This is a genomic window from Streptomyces changchenzhani (genome assembly GCF_039766235.1).
GTDB lineage: Bacteria > Actinomycetota > Actinomycetes > Streptomycetales > Streptomycetaceae > Streptomyces.
In genome coordinates this window covers 559332-578285 of sequence record NZ_JBDHNH010000003.1, presented here as the reverse complement: position 1 = coordinate 578285, position 18954 = coordinate 559332, and the positions used below count along the sequence as shown (strand labels likewise).

The window sequence follows — 18954 nt, the reverse complement described above, 5'->3', positions numbered from 1 at the left end:
GTCAAGTTTTACCGTAGCTCATGTGCCCGCTGGCGGGCGAATGATCCAGTTAGATCCCGTATCGGGATGAGTCAAACGACGAACGGAGTGTCCATGAGCCAGGACACTGCACCGGCCCGGCGGGTGATCGGCGTCGAGGAGCACGCCTGGACCCCGGAACTGCGTCGCGCCCTTCTCCGGTGGGGCGGTGACGCGACCGTCAACAAGATGAGTAGCCGGGGGGAGGTGAACCTGCGTCTGCTCGACGTCGGCGAGGAACGTCTGGCCCGGATGGACGTCAGCGGCGTGGACATGGAGGCACAGGTCGCCGTCCCTCTCGCCCGGGAGGCCAACGACGTACTGGCCGACGCGGTGCGCCGCCACCCCGACCGCTTCGCGGCTTTCGCCACGCTGCCCACGTCCGATCCTCAGGCCGCCGCCGCGGAACTTGAGCGGGCAGTCACTGGCCTGGGACATGTCGGAGCGATGCTCTTCCCGCGAACGGGCGAGACATATCTCGACCACGCCAGCTTCCGCCCCATTTTCGAAGCCGCTGCCCACCTCGGTGTGCCGCTGTACATCCACCCGGCCATGCCGCCCCGAAAACTCATCGACATCGCCTACAGCGGCTTCGACGAGATGACGGGCCTGCTGCTGTCCACCGGAGGGTGGGGATGGCACTCAGAAGCCGGCCTGGCAACTCTGCGCCTGATCCTCGCCGGGACCCTGGACCGGCACCCGGACCTCCAGATCATCCTCGGCCACTGGGGCGAGATGCTCGTACCCTTCGCCGACCGTGCCGATCTGCTCCGCACCTGCAGCGCCGCGTCCTGGACTACATCACCGGCAATCTGGCCGTCACCGCCGGCGGCCTCTACAGCCACCGCATGCTTGGCGCGGCCCTGGACGTGCTGGGCCCCGACCGGGTCATGTTCGGCGCGGACTCCCCCTACGGCGCCCCCACAACAGGCGACGGTCAAGAGCACCGTGGTCTCGGCGGCGTCGACTCCCGCGGCGCGTTCGGCGGACAGGGGGGCGCCCGCGCCTTCGTCGACCACGCCCCGCTCGACGAGCAAGGCCGGGACAAGCTCGGCCACCTCAACGCCGAACGTATCCTCCGCCTCCCCCGGCCCGTTAACCCCTGAAAGGCAGACACACGCATGACCACGCACCACACCACCGGCCCCGCCCCCACTGCGACGGTATCCGTCAAGCCGCTCGTGCTGAACGCACCGCAGCGCGGCGAGGACCTGCACGTCCGCATCACCGCCCCCACTGCCGGCACGAGCCTGCCCGTCGTGCTCTTCGCCCACGGCTTCGGCTCGAACCTGGACGGCTACGCCCCGCTGGTCGATCACTGGGCGTCCGGCGGCTTTGTCGTCATCCAGGCCACCCACCTGGACTCCAAGCGGCTCCACCTCCCAGCCGATGACCCTCGTCGGCCCCAGATGTGGCGCTACCGCGTACAGGACATGCGGCGCATCCTCGACGAGCTCAACACCTTGGAGGCGAGCGTGCCGGGCCTGGAAGGCCGCATCGACCACAGCCGCATCGTCGCGGCCGGGCACTCCTTCGGCGGCCAGACCGCCGGCATCCTGGTGGGTCTGCGCGTCACGGACCCGCAGACCGGTGCCGAGGACCTGTCTGATTCCCGGGTCATGGCCAGCATCCAACTGGCCACCGCAGGCAAGGGCGGCGACGAACTGACCCCCTTTGCCCACAACAACCTTCCCTGGTTGCGCGATCAGGACTTCTCCCATATCGCCGCCCCCGGCCTCGTCGTCGCCGGAGACAAGGACGACCTCCCGCTCTCCACCCGGGGCCCGGCCTGGACGGCCGACCCCTATACCCTCAGCCGCGGCAACAAGAGCCTCCTGACCGTCCGCGGCGGCGAGCACTTCCTCGGCGGCATCTCCGGCTACCAGGCAACGGAGACCACCGACGAGAACCCCGACCGTGTCGCCCTCGTACAGCAGGTCACCCTCGCCTACCTGCGCCATGTCACCGGAATCGACCTCACTGACTGGAAGAACGCCCAAACGGTTCTCACGGGCGGCCACCCGCTGGGACGCCTCGAATCCAAGTGACCCCGCCACCCGCAGCCGCGTGTCCTCCTTGCGCCCAGTGGATGACCGGGACACGTCTGCTCACCCCTCGCTGCCGTCGTCGTCCTCGTCCAGTTCCGGAGCGTCCGGGTCGCGCAACGGGCGCAGGGCGCCGGCAGCCGGGAGGTGATCGAGGACTAGCGCGCAAGCGGCGCCCGCGGCGCTGAGCCAGGGCGGACATCCGCACGCGCCCACTGGACCTCCATCCCCGTCCCTTCGTCCTGGGCAGGCTGCGGCCAAGTGAGGGGTGTGACCGAGATACGCGCCAAAGGGGCAACGGGATGATCTTGAAGGCCCTGCTCTCGTATAGCTAATCCGTTGTTAGCGGCACCACGGATCGGGTGTTGAGCCCCGGTGCCGTTCGAGCGACGATGCTGATCGCATAGCTCAGCTCGCTGCCCGAGGAGATGTCGAAGGGATGCCTTTCGTATAGCTGGCGCGCAAAGCCTGGCCGCAGACCGACAGCCTTCGACATCTCCGGTCCCGCGTTAACCGTCGGGCACGAAGCCACCGCGCTGACGCCCGTGCCTCATTAGCGTTCGTGTGACGAGTCGACCACACGGAAACCTCTCCTTACGCGCGAGCCGTACGAGCTCCTGCTCAGACCGGGGCCCGCGTGGTGCGCTGGTGCCACGAACGACTAGGGCCTGTTGCGAAAGTGCTGGTCACAGCCACTCATTGATGGCTGCGACGAGGATGGTGGCTTCGTAGCGGACGGCGAGTTTGTCGTATCTCGTGGCGACGGCCCGGTGACGTTTGAGGCGGTTGATCCCGCACTCGACTGCGTGGCGTTCGCGGTAGTCGGCCTTGTCGAACTTCGGCGGTCGGCCGCCACGGGAACCAAGCTTCCTGCGGTTGCGGATCTGGTCCTTCTTCTCCGGGATCGTGCAGCGGATCCCGCGTCTGCGCAGGTAGGCGCGATTCTTCCGGGAGCCGTACGCCTTGTCGGCGCGGACTTTGGCGGGCCGTTTGCGGGGACGCCCCAGCCCCTTACGGGGTACCCGGATGCGCTCAAGTACCGGTTCGAACTGCGGGGAATCGCCGCGCTGCCCGGCCGTGATCACGATGGACATGGGTTTTTGCCCCTGCTCGACCGCGAGGTGAATCTTGGTGGTCAGCCCACCGCGTGAGCGCCCGAGCCCGTGGTCGTCCGGCTCGGTCTCGACACCTCCGGGCGGCTCCTTCTGGAGATCCCCCTTTTCACCGCACCGGCGGCGTGCTGATGGGCTCGGCACACCGTTGAGTCGACACTCACATCCCAGGTGATCAGGTCCTTCGCGTCGGCCTGGGCCTGCAGTTCGGTGAAGATCCGCTTCCAGGTGCCGTCCCGCTGCCAGCGCCGGAACAGATCGTAGACCCGGTCCCACGGCCCGTACCGCTCGGGCACATCCCGCCACGGCGTGCCGGCCCGGGTCCGCCACCGGATGCCGTTGATCAGCTGCCGCCTGGGCCATATCGGCGGCCGGCCGGACTTACTGCCCTTCGGCAAGAGCGGTCCCAGCCGTACCCACTGTTCGTCTGTCAGATCTCCACGCGCCACACCGTGATCGTTTCACAGTCAAGATCCACTTTCGCAACAGGCCCTAGTGAGGTGTCGGCCCAGCCATCACCGGTTGAGGCCTGGGATTAGCACGACGCGTGGCCCGCATGTGCTCGTGACCAGCACATACACCCCGAGCATGGGTAGGGAAGATGTCCATCTACTGCGGTATCGACTGGGCGGAGCGACACCACGACGTCGCCCTGGTCGACGACACCGGCGAGTTACTCGCCAAGCGACACATCCCCGATGACTCAGCTGGCTACCGGCTTCTGCTGGACCTGCTTGCCGAGTACGGCGACAGCGAAGAGAACCCGATACCGGTGGCGATGGAGACGTCCCGCGGCCTGCTGGTCGCGGTACTGCGGACCGGGAAACGAGAAGTGTTCGCGATCAACCCGATGTCCGCCGCCCGCTACCGCGACCGCCTCAGCGCTTCCCGCAAGAAGTCGGACTCCGGTGATGCACTTGTCCTGGCCAACATCCTGCGCACAGACATGCATGCCCACCGGCCGCTGCCCAAGGACTCCGATCTGGCCCGCGCCATCTCCGTCCTCGCCCGTGCTCAGCAGAACGCGACGTGGAATCGACAGCAGACCTCCAACCAGCTGCGCTCGCTGCTGCGGGAGTTCTATCCGGCGGCCCTGGCCACCTTCGAACGGTGGAAGAACGGTCTGTGCCGGCCGGAGGCCCGAGAGCTCCTGAAGGCCGCTCCCACTGCGACTCTCGCCGCCCGGTTGACCCGCACGCAGCTCCGGGCCGCTCTCAAGCGGGCCGGCCGCCAGCGCGGCATCGAGGCTGAGGCTGAGCGGCTCCGTCAGGTCTTCCGGGGCGACTGGGCCCACCAGCCGCCGCTGGCCGAGGACGCGCTCGGCAAGCAGATGCTCGCTCTCCTGGTTCAGCTGGATGCGGCCTGCACTGCTGCTGACGACCTTGAGGTGGCGGTGCAGGAAGCTTTCCCTCAGCACCCGGACGCCGAGATCATCCTGAGTTTCCCTGGCCTCGGTGTTCAGCTCGGCGCCCGGGTGCTCGCCGAGATCGGGGACGACCGCCACCGCTTCGCCGACGCCCGGGGCATGAAGGCCTACGCAGGCTCCTCGCCGATCACCAGAGCCTCGGGCAAGAAGACCAGCATCACCCGGCGTTGGGTGAAGAACGACCGGCTCAACCACGCCGGCTACCTCTGGGCTTTCGCCACCCTCCGGCATTCGCCCGGGGCCAACGGACACTACCGGGGCCGTCGCGACGCCGGTGACTGGCACGCCGCCGCGGAGCGCAACCTCTTCAACCGCATGATCGGACAGCTTTACCACTGCCTTCAGCACAACAAGCTGTTCGATGAGGAAGCCGCGTTCCCCACGCTTCTTGCCGCTGCCGCTTGACGAGTTAGCCACGTGAGGTGTCTACGGCGAACGGACATGTAGCGCTTCGTAGCCATCTGGAAACCCGTCCGTCGCCAGCATCTGTGCGACAACCCACGGGTTCCCGTGGCCCTCGCTGACACTCTATGGGGCCTGGCCAGCTCGTTTCCCCGGTTGCGGAAGGCTCACAGCCTTATGACGAATCTTCGGCATTGTCGAAGCTCGCTCGGCCTGGCGGGAGAATGCTCGGGCAGGGCGAAGGCGACGCGGCCTCGTGCGTCGAGGACGGCCGGCTGGGAGACCCGGCCAGAGCTACTCAAGCTCAAGGACCGGGGCGCCAGGGTCGGATACGCATCCGAGGAAGGCCGCGGCTTCACCGGTTCCCTCACTCCAGCCAACGGAACCGGCCGGTCATGCCCGAAACTGGCCGCAGTTGCTCCGTTTGGCCCACACCCCGGCGCCTGCGATCGCGTCCACGACTAGCGTCTGTTCCATGAGCGGGCTGAGAAGGCCGGGCGATGGGCAGGAACACGCCCCGCTGCCCGACGAAATCCAGGCCAGACTCGGGAAGCGCCTGGACGACGTCGCCAAGATCCTCGCCGGGGCCCTGGTCACCGTCGCGGGCGTTATGACCGCTCTCGGGCTCACCAGCGACATCGTCTTTGTCGCGCTCAACAACGAGTCGTGGCCCATCTACGTGGCGTCGCTCTGCGCCATCCTGGCGATTGTCTGCAGCATCGTGGCGCTACTGATGTGTCCCACACGACGGGGCAACATGTGGGAGACCGCCGTGCTCATCCTCGGGGTGATCTTCTACATGGTCGCGCTGAGCGTGGCGGTGGTCGGTGCCGCGAAGGCGGCGGGCGGGAACGGGCGGCCGTCCATCACCGATGTCAGCCTCACGGGGCCCCGGTCCGATCCGAGGCTGAGGTTCGGCGTGCACGCCGACGGCGTCGATACGTGGGCCACCATCGAGGTGTACGGAAACGCCGTGGATGAGGACGGGGAGCCTCTGGAGCCGCCGGTGGACTTCTTCCACAGCATTCTCCGGCCCAATGATCGAGGCGTGATCGAGCACCGGGTCGACACACCGGTCACCATTCCGGCCGGGGCGTGGGGCATCGCGATCGGGGCCGTGGTCGCCAACGGGGCGAACGATTGCGAGACGCTCGCGGAGCGCGGGCCCACATGTGTGATGATCCAGCTGCCCTGACGTGCCTCAGGCCGGCGGGCACAGGCCCAGGCCCTCTCTGCCAGCCTTGGGTGAGACATCCCGCTTTGTCGGGTTAGCCTGAGAGGGCATCGACAGGAGTTCCACCCTTATGACCAGCACGAAGCCGTCCGGATCGGATCCGGCAGCGAAGCCGAAGCGCCGCAGTTTCAGTCCCGAGTACAAGCTGCGGATCGTGGCCGAGTACGACGCCGCGGCCAAGAACGAGAAGGGCTCGGTCCTGCGCCGCGAGCGGCTGTACCACTCGCACATCAAGGAGTGGCGGGCCGCCCGGGATGCCGGGGCCCTGGAGAAGCTGGCCGACAGGCGCACCGGCCCGGCGAGGCCGAAGAGGTCGCCCGCCGAGGTGGAGAACGAGAAACTGCGCCGCCAAGTGGAACGGCTGGAGAAGGAACTGGCCCGCAACAAGGCCGCGTTGGAGGTCATGGGAAAAGCTTCCGCGCTCTTGGAAATGATCTCCGAGAGCGCGGACTGACCCAGAACGCCGCCCCGGTCCTCGACGACGCCTTCGCCGGTGTCGAGCCCGCACTGGGTATCACCACCGCGTGCCGGCTGACCGGACGCTCGCGGGCCACCCACTACCGCAGGCTGCGGCCCGCAGCCGAGCGGAAACCGAGGAAGCCGCAGGTCCAGCCCTCGGCCCTGAGCGCGCCGGAGCGATCTGCGGTACTGGAGCTGATGAACCGCGAGGAGTACGCCGAACTCCCGCCCGCCCAGATCTGGGCCCGTGAGCTGGATGCCGGGCGCTACCGCTGCTCCGTCTCCACGATGTACCGGATCCTGCGCGAAAAGGGCCAGAGCGGCGAGCGCCGCCGACAGGCCACCCACCCTGCCAAGGCGGTGCCCGAACTCCTCGCCACCGCCCCCTCGCAGGTGTTCACCTGGGACATCACCAAGGCCGCCGGACCCGAGAAGGGCATCTGGTACCACGCCTACGTGATCATCGACATCTACTCCCGCTATATCGTCGGCCACACTGTCGAGAAGGCCGAATCGGCCGAGCGGGCCGAGGAGTTGATCCGCGAGACCATCACCCGCAACGGCATCGTGCCCGAGACCGTGCACGCGGACCGCGGGACCTCGATGACCAGCAAGAAGGTCTCCCAGATGCTGATCGACCTCGGAGTGACCCGGTCGCACTCGCGGCCCAAGGTCTCCAACGACAACCCCTACAGCGAGGCCCAGTTCAAGACCACGAAGTACATGTCGGACTACCCCGACCGCTTCGATTCCCTGGCCCATGCCCGCGAGTGGTTCGACACGTTCATCGCGTACTACAACCACGAACACCGCCACTCCGGCATCGGCTGGCACACCCCGGCCTCCGTCCACTTCGGGACCGCCGAGGAGGTCCGCGACCAACGAGCCGTCACTCTCGCCCAGGCATACGCCCGCCACCCCGAACGCTTCGCCCGCCGCCCCCGACCACCCCGAATACCCGAGAAAGCCTGGATCAACGACCCGGCCAAGCGCCGCGAACCCGCACCACAAACCTCATAGCGTCCCGACCGTCTCACTGGACTTGAAATCTTCCGGGCATCGATACGAGGTCGAGCATCTCCTCGCGGTTGAGCCTGGCCGCCTCGTGGGCCTGGGTGCGCAGGTGGCCGTAGCCTCCAGAGCGACCAGGCCGTGCATACGGACCCTCTACGCCCAGGGCGAGGACGACCCCGGTCGGTGGCAAATCCATACCGTCGACGTGGGCCCCGCCCTTTGGGTGCCACATGGTCGACTCCTGAGATCGCCGGTTCACCCCGAACCCGATGAGCCGATGCCCGCTGAAACGGCACTGCATCCTCGAGTTCCCGCTGAGGCCCCTTCAGTCCGCGTGAACTCGCGGGCTTCTAGGGGTGCCGGTAAGAACCGTGTCACCAGCCGCAAACGGCGGTGATCAGTCCTCGGGCTTGGCAGGCCGGGGCAGTTCGGCCGTGCTGGTCGTCTCGGCGAGTGCGAGGCGACCGCCCTTCAGCTCGGGCACGTAGTTGTAGATCGGGTGTGACCGAGATACTCCCCAAAGGGGCAACGGGATGATTCCGACAGCGCTGCCGTGGGGACGGGGTTTGTGACGGTTCTTGTGAGCCCTCGCCGTATTTCAGAGGGATACCCGCGCTGTTCTGCCAGCGGCAGAACACCGGCCGGACCGGGCTCGACGATCACTACAGTCCAGACTCATGACAACGATTACGACGCGTACGGTCGAGTATCCGGCCGACGGTTTTACGATGATCGGGCACCTCGCGCTCCCGGCCGGTGTCGACCGCCGGCCCGCGGTGCTGCTCGGACCAGAGGGCATGGGGCTCAGCGACGTCGAGCGCCGCAGGGCCGATGCTCTCGCCGAGCTGGGATATGTAGCGCTGGCCTTCGACCTTCACGGTGGGCGCTATTTGGGCGACCCCGAGGAGATGCTGGCCCGTTGCATGCCGCTGCTCGCCGACCCCGACCGGATGCGAGGCATCGGCCACGCGGCGCTCGACGTGTTGCGCACCGAACCGCGGACCGACCCCGACCGGATAGCCGCCGTCGGCTACGGCACCGGGGGCGCCATCGCGCTGGAACTCGGGCGCGATGGCGTCAACCTGCGCGCGATCGGGACAGTCAACGCAACTACCACGGGCCGACCGGGCGAGGCGGCGCATATCCGCTGCCCGGTGTGGGCCGGGGTCGGATCGGAAGACCCGATCATGCCGCCCGCGCAACGGAACGCGTTCACCGCTGAGATGCAGGCCGCGGGCATCGACTGGCGCCTCACGGTCTACGGCGGCGCCTTGCACGCCTTCCACCACCCGCCGGTCGACCACCCCATGGTCCCCGGCGTCGGCTACCACCCACAGCACGCGCAGCGAGCCTGGCGCGACGTCGTCGACCTGCTTGCCGAGTGCCTGCCCGTGACGGAGGACCTGGGGGCATGACCCAGGCAAACATGCTGGCGCCTGGCCTGGTCGGCATCGGGCACTGACAGTCCCCTCCCCTCAAGTCCGCACAGCAGAACCGCATTCGGGCAGATGCTCGATTGTGGAGACGTATGCACAACTGCCGCAGTAAATACCGGATTTACCGCGACGGGGGCCCTGCCGCGATCACTCCGGCCTGTGACGGGGCGTCCCGGCCGCCGCGGCGAGGTGTACGCATTTACTGCGGCGCAACTGTGCTGACCACGCGCCAAGCCGCATCAAGATCAACTCATTGCCCCTTCGAGGCGTATCTCGGCTGAACCCGAAGGACAGCCAGCGCTGCAGCTCTCCCATGGTCAGCGCGGCCTTGCCGTCGCTGTCGTAGGCGCCGCGCTCGACAATGCTGGAGAAGGTGGTGCCCGGCAGTTCGTGTACTTCTCGCATCACCGTGCCGATCAGCCGCTCGATGATCCCGCCGAAGTGCGGCTGGCCGGGCGGCCGGTAGCGCAGCTTGATGCCGTGCTGGTCGCAGCCGCGGCGCAGGGCCTCGCTCTTGAACTCCGCGGCGTTGTCGACGTACAGCTCGCGCGGTTTCCCGCTCATCGGCCACACCGCCTCCACGCCGAGGCGCTCCAGCCACGGCCGCTTGTCCGTCGCCGCGTGCGCCAGGCACAGCCCGACCGAGGTTGCCGACGGCGCCTCCAGCGTCACGACCAGGCCGACCACGCACCGGCTGGCCACGTCGATCGCGAGGGTCAGATACGGACGGCCGATCGTCAGCCCGTGCCGTTCGTCGACCACGATCACATCCATCGGCGTGTGATCGATCTGGACCTGCTCCAACAGCCCGGTGACCGCAGGCGGCACACCCCCGGCCGACCGGAGGGAACGAACCACCTCGCTTCCCTCCCGCGCCGCGACCGACGACACCGGGTCCAGCTGCTCGATCCGGCGCCGCACCGTCCCCCTCGACGGGGCTCGCAGGCCACGAGCCCGGCACTGCCGCGTGATCTCCTTGCAGACTGCCGCCACCGAGCGGCGTTGCCGCGTCAAGTACCGGGTGCGCAGCACCTCCCGGACGATCATCTCGACGTCGCCGGACAGACGTCCCCCGCCACGGCCGCCGCTGGAGCGGCCCGGCAGCAGGTCCGACACCACGCCCTCGCCCGCACGCCACCGCCCCAGCAGCACGTACACCTGGCGCCGCGAGATCCGCAGCTTCGCAGCGGCCTCGTCCGCATCGGCCAGTCCCACCGCGTCCTTCGCGGCGAGCGGACCGATCACCTCGGCCCGCCGCACCGCGACACCCCATATCTCGGTCGGCGCGGTCAGCACCCCGCGCTCGGCCACCGGCCCCTCTGCCATCCGGAAGCCTCCGGCCGCGCCCTTCTTGCCGTTGCCGCCGCCGCACGCCGCCGTGGTCAGCAGCGCGGTGGCCGCGGCGGCAGCGGCTATGGCCTGCCTGCGCCGTGGTCGCCGCCCTGAGGCGGTTTGGGTAGTCACCATCTCGGATCCTCCGGAATTGATGAGAAACAGCGTGTCGGTGCCACGGGCCGCTGGAATCACCGCGGTTCAGCGGGAACCCCTCGGGTCGAGCGTGTCCCGCACGCCGTCGCCGAAGAGATTGAAGACAAGCACCGTGATGAAGATCGCCACGCCCGGGACGACCATGTAGACGGGGTCCGAGTCGTAGTAGTCGATCGCGTTCGAGAGCTTTTGCCCCCAGGAGGCCGTGGGCGGCTTGACGCCCACGCCCAGGAAGCTGAGCGCCGCTTCGGTGAGGATGTTGGTGGGGATCACCATCGTGGTGTAGACGATGATCGGCGCGACAAGATTGGGCAGTAGTTCCTTGAAGAGGATGTAGAAGCGTCCGGCGCCCAGTGACCTGGCCGCTTCGACGTACTCCCGTTCGCGCAGGGAGAGTGCCTGGCCACGCACCACGCGTCCGATGTAGGGCCATCCGAAGAAGCCGATGACCAGGATCATCACGAAGATGCGCACGCCCGAACCGGTCAGCCCCAGCAGGTCGTTCGGCATGACGGAGACCAGCGCGATGATGAAGAGCAGTTGGGGGAAGGCGAGCAGACCGTCCATGACGCGGCTGATGGCGGTGTCCACCCAGCCACCGAAGAAGCCCGCCAGAATGCCGAGGACGGTACCGAGGACAACCGCGACCACGGCCGACAGGAAGCCGACGAGCAGCGAGATCCGCGCACCGTGCAGGATGCGGGCGAAGATGTCTCGGCCGTTGACCGGCTCGACGCCGAGGAGGTGGTCACCGCTGATACCGCCGAGGGAGCCGTTCGGGGTGCCGAACAGCGGGTTGATCAGGTCCTCGTGGTGGGTCTCGGGGTCCTGGCCCATCAGGTCGGTGATGACGGGGGCGAGCAGGGCCACGACGACGATGAGGACGACGACGCCGCCGCCGGCCAGGGCGAGTTGGTCGCGCTTCAGGCGCTCCCAGGCGATCCGCCCCAGTGAGCGTCCCTGAACAGCTGTGCTGTCCGAGCCGACGGCTGCCGCCGCCTCTTCGGTCGCGTCGGGGGGTGCTTCAACGGTTGGCTCACGCAATGGTGCTGTCATGGGAGAGGGGCCTTTCTCAACCGGCGCCAACCGGCCCGGGCTTGCCGCGGTGGCGGCGGCGTCATCGCTGTGTCGTGCACGAGGGCGAACGCCCTGGTGCGGAAGCTGCAACGCTTCGGTACCGCCCTGCCGGGCCCACCGCACCGCACATCCGCCGAATCGCGCCGACGCGACGGGGTCGCTTCCGTGGAACTTCCGTAGGGCCTGCGTGGGACTTCCGTGGGGCTTCCGAGGCAGCGCTCAGGAAAGGGGATTGCCTGCTCGAAGAAACCTGACGGTGAACTCCGGTACTCGCTCTCTCCCTGTGCGATTACGCGGGAACCGCTCCGCCGCGCCTCGTGACAGTGAGAGAGCGACCGGTCAGCGAAGGTTGCGGATGAGTTTGTCGATGATGGAGTCCACCTTTGCCGAGTTGAACTTTTCTGAGCCGAACAGCAGGGTCACCGCGCGTTGGCCGTCATCGGTGACGGCGTTCCTGAACTTGTGGCCGGTCTCCATATAGCCGCTGTGTCCCCAGGTGACGCGGCCGGGGGTGCGCTCATAGCGCTCCACTCCCAGGCCATAGCCCTCGCCGCCGTCATCCGGAACAGTCTTTTTCATGTCGGCCAGCTGGGCCGGGGCCAGCAGTTTTCCGCTCCACAACGCGGTCCAGAACGTAGTCGCGTCGAGACCGGTGGAGACCAGCGCACCCGACGCGTCGGCCGAAGAGGTGTTCCATTCCGTCTTGTCCACCAGATTCCGGCCCTGCACCACGTAGCCGCGCAGCGTCGGCTTGCGGAGCTCGACCTGGTCACCGGGCCAGTAGGTGCCACGCAGTCCGAGGGGCTTGATGAGCCGCTGCTTGATCTCGGTGGCGATACTGCGGCCGGTGACCTTCGTGACGATCAGGCCCGCCAGGTTGTAGTTGGTGTTGGAGTAGTAGAAGCCGTCCGGAGTCCTGTCCTCGGGCGGGGGCAGTTCCAGCGACTGCTTGACCGTCTCCAAGGGCTCGATGTGATCCCAGCGGTGCGCTTCCAGGTCCTCCCACTCCGGCCCTTCCAGGTAGTCGGGCAGGCCGCTGGTGTGCTGCAACAGCTGCCGGATCGTGATCTTGCGCCCGTGCTCGGTGCGGATCAGGCCGGGCAGATACCGGTCGACAGAGTCATCGAGCTTGATCTTGCCTTCGCCGACGAGCTGCAGCACGACCGTGGCGACCCAGGTCTTCGTATTGCTGGCAATACGGCTGTGCTCATTGCCGACGACTTTGCGGCCCGTTCTCATGAACTCGTCGCCGACATCGCCCGGCGCGCCCACGGCGCGCTGCGGGTGCCCGTCCTAGCCGGACTCGGCTCCGTCGTCCAGGGACTGCGCTCGATCGCGAGCTCACGCGCCGACGCGGATCTCGTCCTGCGCACACTCACCGACCGGCCGGGCGACCCGGAACCGTGCCAGGTGGCCACGATCGACGAGGTGTGGGCCAGCGCGACGCTGTCCGCGCTGGCCCACGTACTGGCCACGCACGAGGTACTGCCCCGCAGCATCGGTCCCGGGATCCGCGCCCACGACCTCCAGCACGGCACCACCTACGCGGCGACCATCCTCGCCTATTTGGACGCCAACAGTGATGTCGTGGCCGCCTCCCACCGGCTGTCCGTGCACCCGAACACCATCCGGTACCGGCTCGCCCGCGCCGAGGGAATCTTCGGGTTCGATTTCGCCGACCCGGACGAGCGGCTGGTGCTGTGGCTGCGGTTGCGGCTCGGCGACCAGCTCGGCTGGTAGCTGCGTTCCCCCCGACGGTGACCGCCCGGGCCGCCACCGCCCCATAGCCGTCTCCGCGCGGGTGCGTGAGGTGAACCACGTCGAGCGGGAACGGGCCCGAAGCAGGCAGCAAACGGAGCGCGGGAGCACTGAAACAGGCACGGCGGGCGCCGTGTGTGCCCGCTTCCCGGAAGCGGGGTGCGGCGCGTCGATTGGGCCGGTGGCAGGTGTCACGGACGCGAATTGTGCGGAGCCATGGTCACTGTGATCGTCACAGTTCATCAAAAGCGCCAACCGAACAGGCAGGTTTCCCCCTCTAGTTGAGCGGGCTGACAGCCCCCGTCCACTGCCCGCATCAGCCGAGGAGATATCCGCTATGCCTGAGACTTCCACTTCCGCGGTCCGGCGTGTTCGTAGCCGGGCCACGGGACTCGCCGTAGCCGCTACAGCCCTCGTCCTCGCCGCCCCTATCCCGGCGACTGCCGTACCCGGGCAGGCTCATGCTGCCACGGCCGACCCGGTCTCGGTCCTGAAGTACACCGTCAAGGAGCGCCGGGACGCCCTCGCCTACTGGACACCCGCCCGCATCAAGACCGCCGGGAAGTCCGTGGAAACCTCCAGTAGAGGGGGTCCTGGGCTCCGAGGGTGGTGTAGATCCGCGTGAATCGTCGGCTCAACTCGGCTGTCGTCGCCAGGTAGAGCTCCTTGGGGTTGAGGGCGGTCGTCGGCGGGTCGAGGATCAGGTGCGTCAGCACCACGATCTCGGGGAATTCCGCGAGGTGACTGCGGACCTCGGCCGATACCTTCTTGCTGACGGACTGTGCTTCGACTCGGTCGAGGCGGTCGGTCCACTCTTTCCCGAGGTCGATCGGCATGCCGATGGCGGTCCAGTCCTCAACGATTCTCCGTGCCAGGTCGAGGGCTTGTCGGATCTTCCGGTGGTGGCGGGCGAGCTGGTCGAGTCGACGCTGGGCTGGATGACTTCCGGCAGGCGGGTGAGTGGGATGTCGTGGGTGGAACGGGCCCAGAGGTGATGTTGAGGGCAGAGGTGGACGTGGGCAGGCGAGAGGGTGATGACCACGGAAGCGGTGGAGCTGCGGCGGGCTGTGCTGCAGTGGGCAGGGGCGGCCGATCAGTCGGTCTGTTTGCGGCCCTGGACCATGAGGGTTGAGGAAGTCGGCGAGCGCGGGCAGTGCCTTGGCGAGCTGGTCCGTCAGGCTGCCCGGAGCGTCAAGGTGCCCTCCGGGTCCGGCGCGGCGCACGGGCGGAAACCCTCGGTGAGCCGGTCGAGGAGGGATCGCAGCCACCGGCGGTCGTCGGACGAGGCGTGGCACAGGCGCATGCGCCGGGCCTGCAGCGGGGTGATGCGCAGGTCGGTGAGCTTGCCCGTGCCGGGCTCGAGCGAGGGGAGGTAGAGGAGCCGCAGGTCGTCGCGGTACTGCTCGTAGCCGGTGATTCCCTCGTAGTCGTTGATGAAGTCGCCGCAGCCGTACAGGACGAGTTTGCCCCGGTACACCTCCAGGGGACGGGGGTGGTGCGAGGAGTGGCCATGCACGACGTCCGCTCCGGCGTCGATCAGGGCGTGGGCGGAGGTGACTTGGTCCCGGGGTATGCGATAGCCCCAGTTGGAGCCCCAGTGGACCGAGACCACCGCGATGTCGCCGGGACGCTTCATCCGCCGTATGCGGTCGGCCACTTCGGCCGCGGCGGCGTCCGAATGACCGGCCACGAAGCTGACTCCGCCGCGCGACCCGGTCGCGGCCCAGGACTGCGGGACACCGCTGGACGGCATGCCGAAGGAGAAGACCAGGAGCCGTCGGCCTCTGTCGAGGGGGACGATCGCCGGGCGGCTCGCCCCGGCGGCGTCCCGGCCCGCGCCGGCCGTCCGCAAGCCCGCGCCGGCCAACGAGTCGAGTGTCTCGGCGAGGCCACGGCGGCCGAAGTCCAGGACGTGGTTGTTGGCCAGTACGCAGACGTCGGGGTGGGCGGCCGGCAGGCAGGGGAGGTTGGCGGGGTGCATCCGGTAGTGGATCTCCTTGCCGGGGGCGAACGAGTCGCTGCGCGTGACGCTGGTCTCCAGATTGATCACGCGGGCGTCGGGCGCGGCCGCATCGAGGACCTCCAGTGCGTCCCCCCAGGGCCAGGAGAAGCCGACCGGACGCGGGATGGGGCCGTTCGCCGCCTCCGCCAGACCGACGTACTCCCGGGCGTCCCGTACGTACCTCTCGCGGAGTTCCGGGTCACCGGGGTGCGGCAGGATCTGGTCCACGCCGCGGCCGAGCATGACGTCGCCGCAGACGAACAGCGTGATCAAGCCGGTCCTCCGTTCTGTCGTGTGCGTCGTGTCTTTGAGGTGTCTGCCGTGTCTGGCGTGTCTGGCGTGTCTGGCATGGCTGGCATGGCTGACGTGGCGCCCTAACGTCGGCTATTCGAGGAGGGCGATCAGCGCGAGTGTGATGTTGTCGGGGCCGCCTGCCTCGATGGCGGACTTCCACAGTTCGAAGACCGCCCGGCCGTCGTCGTGGGTCCGCAGCAGGTCGTCGAGCCTGTCCTCGGGCACGGGGTCGGTCAGTCCGTCGGTACACACCAAGTAGCGCCCCCCTGCGGTGAGCGGCGCCGTGCTGACGTGCGGCGTGATCGGGCTGAACCGCGGAGCGCCGCCGAGCGCCTGCGTGATGATCGACGTGGTGCGCCGGCCCGGCGCCAAGGGCGGGCTGTCGTCGACGCTCACCCGGTGGAGGGGTGTTCCGGCGCCCTCGCCGGGCCTGTTCGGACTCACGTCGAGCACTCTGCTGTCGCCGACGTTGAACACCAGCAGTTCCTTCGCGAGGATCACGGCACCCGCGACCGTCGTGCCCATGGTGGCCAGCTCCGGATCACGGTCGGCAGCCGCGTACACGGCGTGATTGCAGACGTCCAGGGCGTCGCGCACGGCCTGCTCGCTGTCCAGCGTCGGCCCGAGCGACGCGAGGTGCCGGACGACGAGGCCGCTGGCCACCTCCCCGGCCGGCTGGCCGCCGATGCCGTCGGCGACCGCGACGACGAGCGGGTTGCCGAGCGGGAACCCCAGCGTCTGCGGGTTCTCGGTCATGGTTCCGCACAGCGTCCACGGTCCGACGACCAGACTGTCCTCGTTGTGGTCGCGTACGAGTCCTGGATGGCTCAGGGCGCTGACGGTTATGTACGGCATTTCGGTCCCGCCTCTCCGCAACGGCAGGCGTGTTCCGCACCACCATTGTCGCGCCGATTGCCGCCCCCGGCTCAGTCGGAGCCCGTGGCCAGGCGGTCCAGGAGGGCGGGCAGCGCGGCGAAGGAGTCGATGACGTGGTCCGGTGCGCCCGTGGCCGCCCGGTGGGTCTCGGGCACGTACTTGCCGGTCTTGACGAGGACGCCGGTGATCCCGCCGCGCTGGGCGGCGAGTACGTCGGACTCGATGTCGTCCCCGACCATGAGCGCCGTCGACGGCTCGGCGCCGAGGTGGGCGAGCGCGGCGGCGAAGAACGCCTCGGCCGGTTTGCCGGTGATCTCCGCCTCGACCCGGGCGGCCCGCTCCAGGCCCAGGAGAAAGGCTCCGCTGTCGAGGCTGAGGCCGTCGGCGGTGCGCCAGAAGAGGTTGCGGTGCATCGCCACGAGGCGGGCTCCGCGCTGCAGGTGGCGGAAGACGCGGTTGAGGGCCGTGTAGCCGAACTCGTCGCCGGCCCCTCCGATGACGATCACGTCCACGTCGGCGTCCGGATCCGTCTCGTCGACGAGCGTCACACCCGACAGATCGTCCCGGATGTCACCGGCGTTGAGCAGCAGACAACGAGCGCGCGGACAGTGTTCGCGCAGATACGCGGCGGTGACGGCCGGCGCGGTGAGGATGTCGTCGACGGTGACGGGGAACCCCGCCCCGGCCAGGCGCTCGGCGATCGAGGCGCGAGTCCGCGAGGTCGTGTTGGTGACCAGGGCGAAGGGGCGCCCCGAGGCGCGCAGCCGCTCCATGGCCGCGACGGTGCCGGGCAGCGGCTCCCAGGAGACCGTGAGCACTCCGTCGATGTCGATCAGGACCGCGCCGCCTGGTTCCATACGATCGACGGTAGCCACCCTCGTACGGCATCGCAGCGTGTACGGAGCCCGCGGCACATCCGCCCCGAGTTGCGGAATGCCGCGAACAGAGCTAATCCGAAGGTACGGACGTGCCTGCCCTCTCCCCTGAGAGGGGGCGAAGACTGTGTTGTTCACCGACCGTGTGGACGCCGGACGACGTCTCGCCGGAGCAGTGGAGCACCTGCGAGAGGAAAGGCCCGTCGTCCTCGGCCTGCCCCGGGGCGGCGTGCCGGTGGCCTACGAGGTGGCGCGGGCGCTCGGTGCCCCGCTCGATGTGATCGTGGTGCGCAAGCTGGGGGTCCCTTACCACCCTGAGCTGGGGTTCGGCGCGATCGGGGAGGGCGGCATACGGGTCATCAATGATGACATCGTGCGCCACAGCGGGGTCCGGCAGGCGGAGCTCACGGCGGTCGAGCACGCGGAGGAACAGGAGCTGCTGCGGCGGGCACGGCGCTACCGCGAAGGGCGGCCTCGGGTGACCGTCGACGGCCGGACGGTGATCGTGGTGGACGACGGGGTCGCGACCGGTGCCACGGCGGCCGCCGCATGCCAGGTCGTACGGGCGCAGGGCGCGGCCCGCGTGGTGCTCGCCGTGCCGGTGGCGCCGCCGGACGTGGTCCACCGGTTGCGCGGGGCGGCGGACGACGTGGTGTGCCTGTCCAGGCCCCACCTGTTCAGCGCCGTCGGCGAGTGGTACCAGGACTTCTCGCAGACCACGGACGAGGAAGTGATCATGTGCCTGACCGAAGCGGCGGCGGCCCGGTCCGCACCGGCCACCGCCGAGGTCGAGGTGGACGCAGACGGCGTCCGGCTGGCGGGAGACCTCGCGCTGCCGACGGGCGCGACAGCGGTGGTGATGTTCGCCCACGGCTCCGGCAGCAGCCGCCACAGCCCGCGCAACCGGTCGGTGGCGGCGGCCCTGCGCGACGCGGGTTTGGGCACGTTGCTCTTCGACCTGCTCACGTCGGCCGAGGAGGCCGACCGGGCGAACGTCTTCGCCATCGACACCCTGGCCCGGAGGCTGTCGGGGGCCACCCGCTGGCTCCGGGAGCGCGAGTCCGTACCGATCGGCTACTTCGGAGCGAGCACCGGGGCCGCCGCCGCGCTCCGGGCGGCCGCGGATGACGACGCGTCCGTCGGCGCCGTGGTGTCGCGGGGCGGGCGGCCCGATCTCGCCGCGCCCCGCCTCGGCGACGTACGAGCACCGACCCTGCTGATCGTCGGCGGGCACGACACGTTGGTGCTCGACCTCAACCGCGCCGCCCAGGCAGAGCTGCGCTGCGAAAACCGCCTTGAAATCGTCCCGGGGGCCACGCATCTCTTCGAGGAACCCGGAGCGCTCGACCAAGTCACCGACCTCGCACGGGCGTGGTTCATCCGGCACCTGACGGAAGGCAGCGCGCCGCCGATCAGCTGAGCGGTATCCGTCGCTGCG

At 68.7% G+C, this 18954-nt stretch carries 19 protein-coding genes; 9 read left to right on the top strand and 10 right to left on the bottom strand.

Going from position 1 to position 18954, the window contains the following annotated elements; translation table 11 throughout:
• Positions 1-93 precede the first annotated feature (93 nt).
• Positions 94-1143: an amidohydrolase family protein gene (locus ABCR94_RS13820; RefSeq protein ID WP_347119543.1), complete on the top strand. Its 1050-nt coding sequence runs from the start codon at positions 94-96 to the stop codon at positions 1141-1143.
• A complete protein-coding gene (locus tag ABCR94_RS13815) occupies positions 1140-2066 on the top strand; it encodes an alpha/beta hydrolase family protein (RefSeq protein ID WP_347119542.1) in 927 nt (308 codons plus the stop codon). Before ABCR94_RS13820 ends, ABCR94_RS13815 begins: the two co-directional genes overlap by 4 nt.
• A gap of 60 nt (positions 2067-2126) precedes the next feature.
• Here the strand turns inward: ABCR94_RS13815 and ABCR94_RS13810 are convergent, their stop codons facing one another.
• On the bottom strand, positions 2127-2279 hold the full coding sequence (locus tag ABCR94_RS13810) for a hypothetical protein (RefSeq protein WP_347119541.1): 153 nt from the start codon (positions 2277-2279) through the stop codon (positions 2127-2129).
• 470 nt (positions 2280-2749) lie between these two features.
• Positions 2750-3624 (bottom strand): IS5 family transposase gene (locus ABCR94_RS13805; protein WP_347119540.1). Its coding sequence is split into 2 segments (ribosomal slippage): positions 2750-3286 and positions 3289-3624, totalling 873 coding nucleotides; the frame shifts between segments, so codons are not numbered across the junction.
• Between the two features lie 152 nt (positions 3625-3776).
• On the opposite strand from ABCR94_RS13805, the gene ABCR94_RS13800 reads away from it, so the two are divergent.
• From ABCR94_RS13800 to ABCR94_RS13785, 4 genes are all read left to right on the top strand, one after another.
• Positions 3777-5006 (top strand): IS110 family RNA-guided transposase, encoded by a 1230-nt coding sequence (locus ABCR94_RS13800; protein ID WP_347119539.1) that lies wholly within the window; start codon positions 3777-3779, stop codon positions 5004-5006.
• Positions 5007-5478: 472 nt separating this feature from the next.
• Positions 5479-6198, top strand: a complete 720-nt coding sequence (locus ABCR94_RS13795) for a hypothetical protein (RefSeq protein ID WP_347119538.1) — start codon at positions 5479-5481, stop codon at positions 6196-6198.
• A 109-nt stretch (positions 6199-6307) separates the two neighbouring features.
• On the top strand, positions 6308-6691 hold the full coding sequence (locus ABCR94_RS13790; protein ID WP_347118891.1) for a hypothetical protein: 384 nt from the start codon (positions 6308-6310) through the stop codon (positions 6689-6691).
• Entirely contained in the window at positions 6688-7716 is a 1029-nt protein-coding gene (locus ABCR94_RS13785; protein ID WP_347119138.1) for an IS3 family transposase, read from the top strand. The genes ABCR94_RS13790 and ABCR94_RS13785 overlap by 4 nt, the downstream gene beginning before the upstream one ends.
• A gap of 13 nt (positions 7717-7729) precedes the next feature.
• On the opposite strand, the gene ABCR94_RS13780 is transcribed toward ABCR94_RS13785, so the two are convergent.
• Complete coding sequence (locus ABCR94_RS13780; RefSeq protein ID WP_347119537.1) at positions 7730-7942, bottom strand: hypothetical protein; 213 nt, start codon at positions 7940-7942, stop codon at positions 7730-7732.
• 445 nt (positions 7943-8387) lie between these two features.
• On the opposite strand from ABCR94_RS13780, the gene ABCR94_RS13775 reads away from it, so the two are divergent.
• Positions 8388-9125: a dienelactone hydrolase family protein gene (locus ABCR94_RS13775; protein WP_347119536.1), complete on the top strand. Its 738-nt coding sequence runs from the start codon at positions 8388-8390 to the stop codon at positions 9123-9125.
• Positions 9126-9293: 168 nt separating this feature from the next.
• Here ABCR94_RS13775 and ABCR94_RS13770 read toward each other — a convergent pair whose 3' ends face one another.
• The 3 genes from ABCR94_RS13770 to ABCR94_RS13760 form a co-directional block, all read right to left on the bottom strand.
• Positions 9294-10613 carry a TnsB C-terminal domain-containing protein gene (locus tag ABCR94_RS13770; RefSeq protein ID WP_521976917.1) on the bottom strand — a complete coding sequence of 440 codons (1320 nt, stop codon included), beginning with the start codon at positions 10611-10613 and terminating at the stop codon, positions 9294-9296.
• A 66-nt stretch (positions 10614-10679) separates the two neighbouring features.
• A complete protein-coding gene (locus ABCR94_RS13765) occupies positions 10680-11690 on the bottom strand; it encodes an ABC transporter permease (protein ID WP_347119535.1) in 1011 nt (336 codons plus the stop codon).
• Between the two features lie 360 nt (positions 11691-12050).
• On the bottom strand, positions 12051-12950 hold the full coding sequence (locus ABCR94_RS13760) for a serine hydrolase domain-containing protein (RefSeq protein WP_347119534.1): 900 nt from the start codon (positions 12948-12950) through the stop codon (positions 12051-12053).
• On the opposite strand from ABCR94_RS13760, the gene ABCR94_RS13755 reads away from it, so the two are divergent.
• A complete protein-coding gene (locus ABCR94_RS13755) occupies positions 12915-13451 on the top strand; it encodes a PucR family transcriptional regulator (RefSeq protein WP_347119533.1) in 537 nt (178 codons plus the stop codon). The genes ABCR94_RS13760 and ABCR94_RS13755 overlap by 36 nt on opposite strands.
• Positions 13452-14017: 566 nt before the next feature.
• Here ABCR94_RS13755 and ABCR94_RS13750 read toward each other — a convergent pair.
• From ABCR94_RS13750 to ABCR94_RS13735, 4 genes are all read right to left on the bottom strand, one after another.
• Entirely contained in the window at positions 14018-14305 is a 288-nt protein-coding gene (locus tag ABCR94_RS13750; RefSeq protein WP_347119532.1) for a hypothetical protein, read from the bottom strand.
• 338 nt (positions 14306-14643) lie between these two features.
• Positions 14644-15741, bottom strand: a complete 1098-nt coding sequence (locus ABCR94_RS13745) for a CapA family protein (protein WP_347119641.1) — start codon at positions 15739-15741, stop codon at positions 14644-14646.
• 114 nt (positions 15742-15855) lie between these two features.
• A complete protein-coding gene (locus ABCR94_RS13740) occupies positions 15856-16620 on the bottom strand; it encodes a PP2C family protein-serine/threonine phosphatase (protein WP_347119531.1) in 765 nt (254 codons plus the stop codon).
• 71 nt (positions 16621-16691) lie between these two features.
• Positions 16692-17498, bottom strand: a complete 807-nt coding sequence (locus tag ABCR94_RS13735; RefSeq protein WP_347119530.1) for an HAD-IIA family hydrolase — start codon at positions 17496-17498, stop codon at positions 16692-16694.
• Positions 17499-17643: 145 nt separating this feature from the next.
• Between ABCR94_RS13735 and ABCR94_RS13730 the strand changes: the two genes are divergently transcribed.
• Positions 17644-18936, top strand: coding sequence for a phosphoribosyltransferase family protein (locus tag ABCR94_RS13730; RefSeq protein ID WP_347119529.1), 1293 nt, complete (start codon positions 17644-17646; stop codon positions 18934-18936).
• Positions 18937-18954 lie beyond the last annotated feature (18 nt).

What these genes read in the sequence shown, in the direction of transcription:
- ABCR94_RS13820 (WP_347119543.1), top strand. Translation starts at nt 94, where the DNA reads ATGAGCCAGGACACTGCACCGGCCCGGCGGGTGATCGGCGTCGAGGAG.
- ABCR94_RS13740 (WP_347119531.1), bottom strand. Translation starts at nt 16,620, where the DNA reads ATGCCGTACATAACCGTCAGCGCCCTGAGCCATCCAGGACTCGTACGC.
- ABCR94_RS13760 (WP_347119534.1), bottom strand. Translation starts at nt 12,950, where the DNA reads ATGAGAACGGGCCGCAAAGTCGTCGGCAATGAGCACAGCCGTATTGCC.
- ABCR94_RS13775 (WP_347119536.1), top strand. Translation starts at nt 8,388, where the DNA reads ATGACAACGATTACGACGCGTACGGTCGAGTATCCGGCCGACGGTTTT.
- ABCR94_RS13750 (WP_347119532.1), bottom strand. Translation starts at nt 14,305, where the DNA reads ATGCCGATCGACCTCGGGAAAGAGTGGACCGACCGCCTCGACCGAGTC.
- ABCR94_RS13795 (WP_347119538.1), top strand. Translation starts at nt 5,479, where the DNA reads ATGAGCGGGCTGAGAAGGCCGGGCGATGGGCAGGAACACGCCCCGCTG.
- ABCR94_RS13780 (WP_347119537.1), bottom strand. Translation starts at nt 7,942, where the DNA reads ATGTGGCACCCAAAGGGCGGGGCCCACGTCGACGGTATGGATTTGCCA.
- ABCR94_RS13770 (WP_521976917.1), bottom strand. Translation starts at nt 10,613, where the DNA reads ATGGTGACTACCCAAACCGCCTCAGGGCGGCGACCACGGCGCAGGCAG.
- ABCR94_RS13735 (WP_347119530.1), bottom strand. Translation starts at nt 17,498, where the DNA reads ATGGAACCAGGCGGCGCGGTCCTGATCGACATCGACGGAGTGCTCACG.
- ABCR94_RS13765 (WP_347119535.1), bottom strand. Translation starts at nt 11,690, where the DNA reads ATGACAGCACCATTGCGTGAGCCAACCGTTGAAGCACCCCCCGACGCG.
- ABCR94_RS13800 (WP_347119539.1), top strand. Translation starts at nt 3,777, where the DNA reads ATGTCCATCTACTGCGGTATCGACTGGGCGGAGCGACACCACGACGTC.
- ABCR94_RS13790 (WP_347118891.1), top strand. Translation starts at nt 6,308, where the DNA reads ATGACCAGCACGAAGCCGTCCGGATCGGATCCGGCAGCGAAGCCGAAG.
- ABCR94_RS13815 (WP_347119542.1), top strand. Translation starts at nt 1,140, where the DNA reads ATGACCACGCACCACACCACCGGCCCCGCCCCCACTGCGACGGTATCC.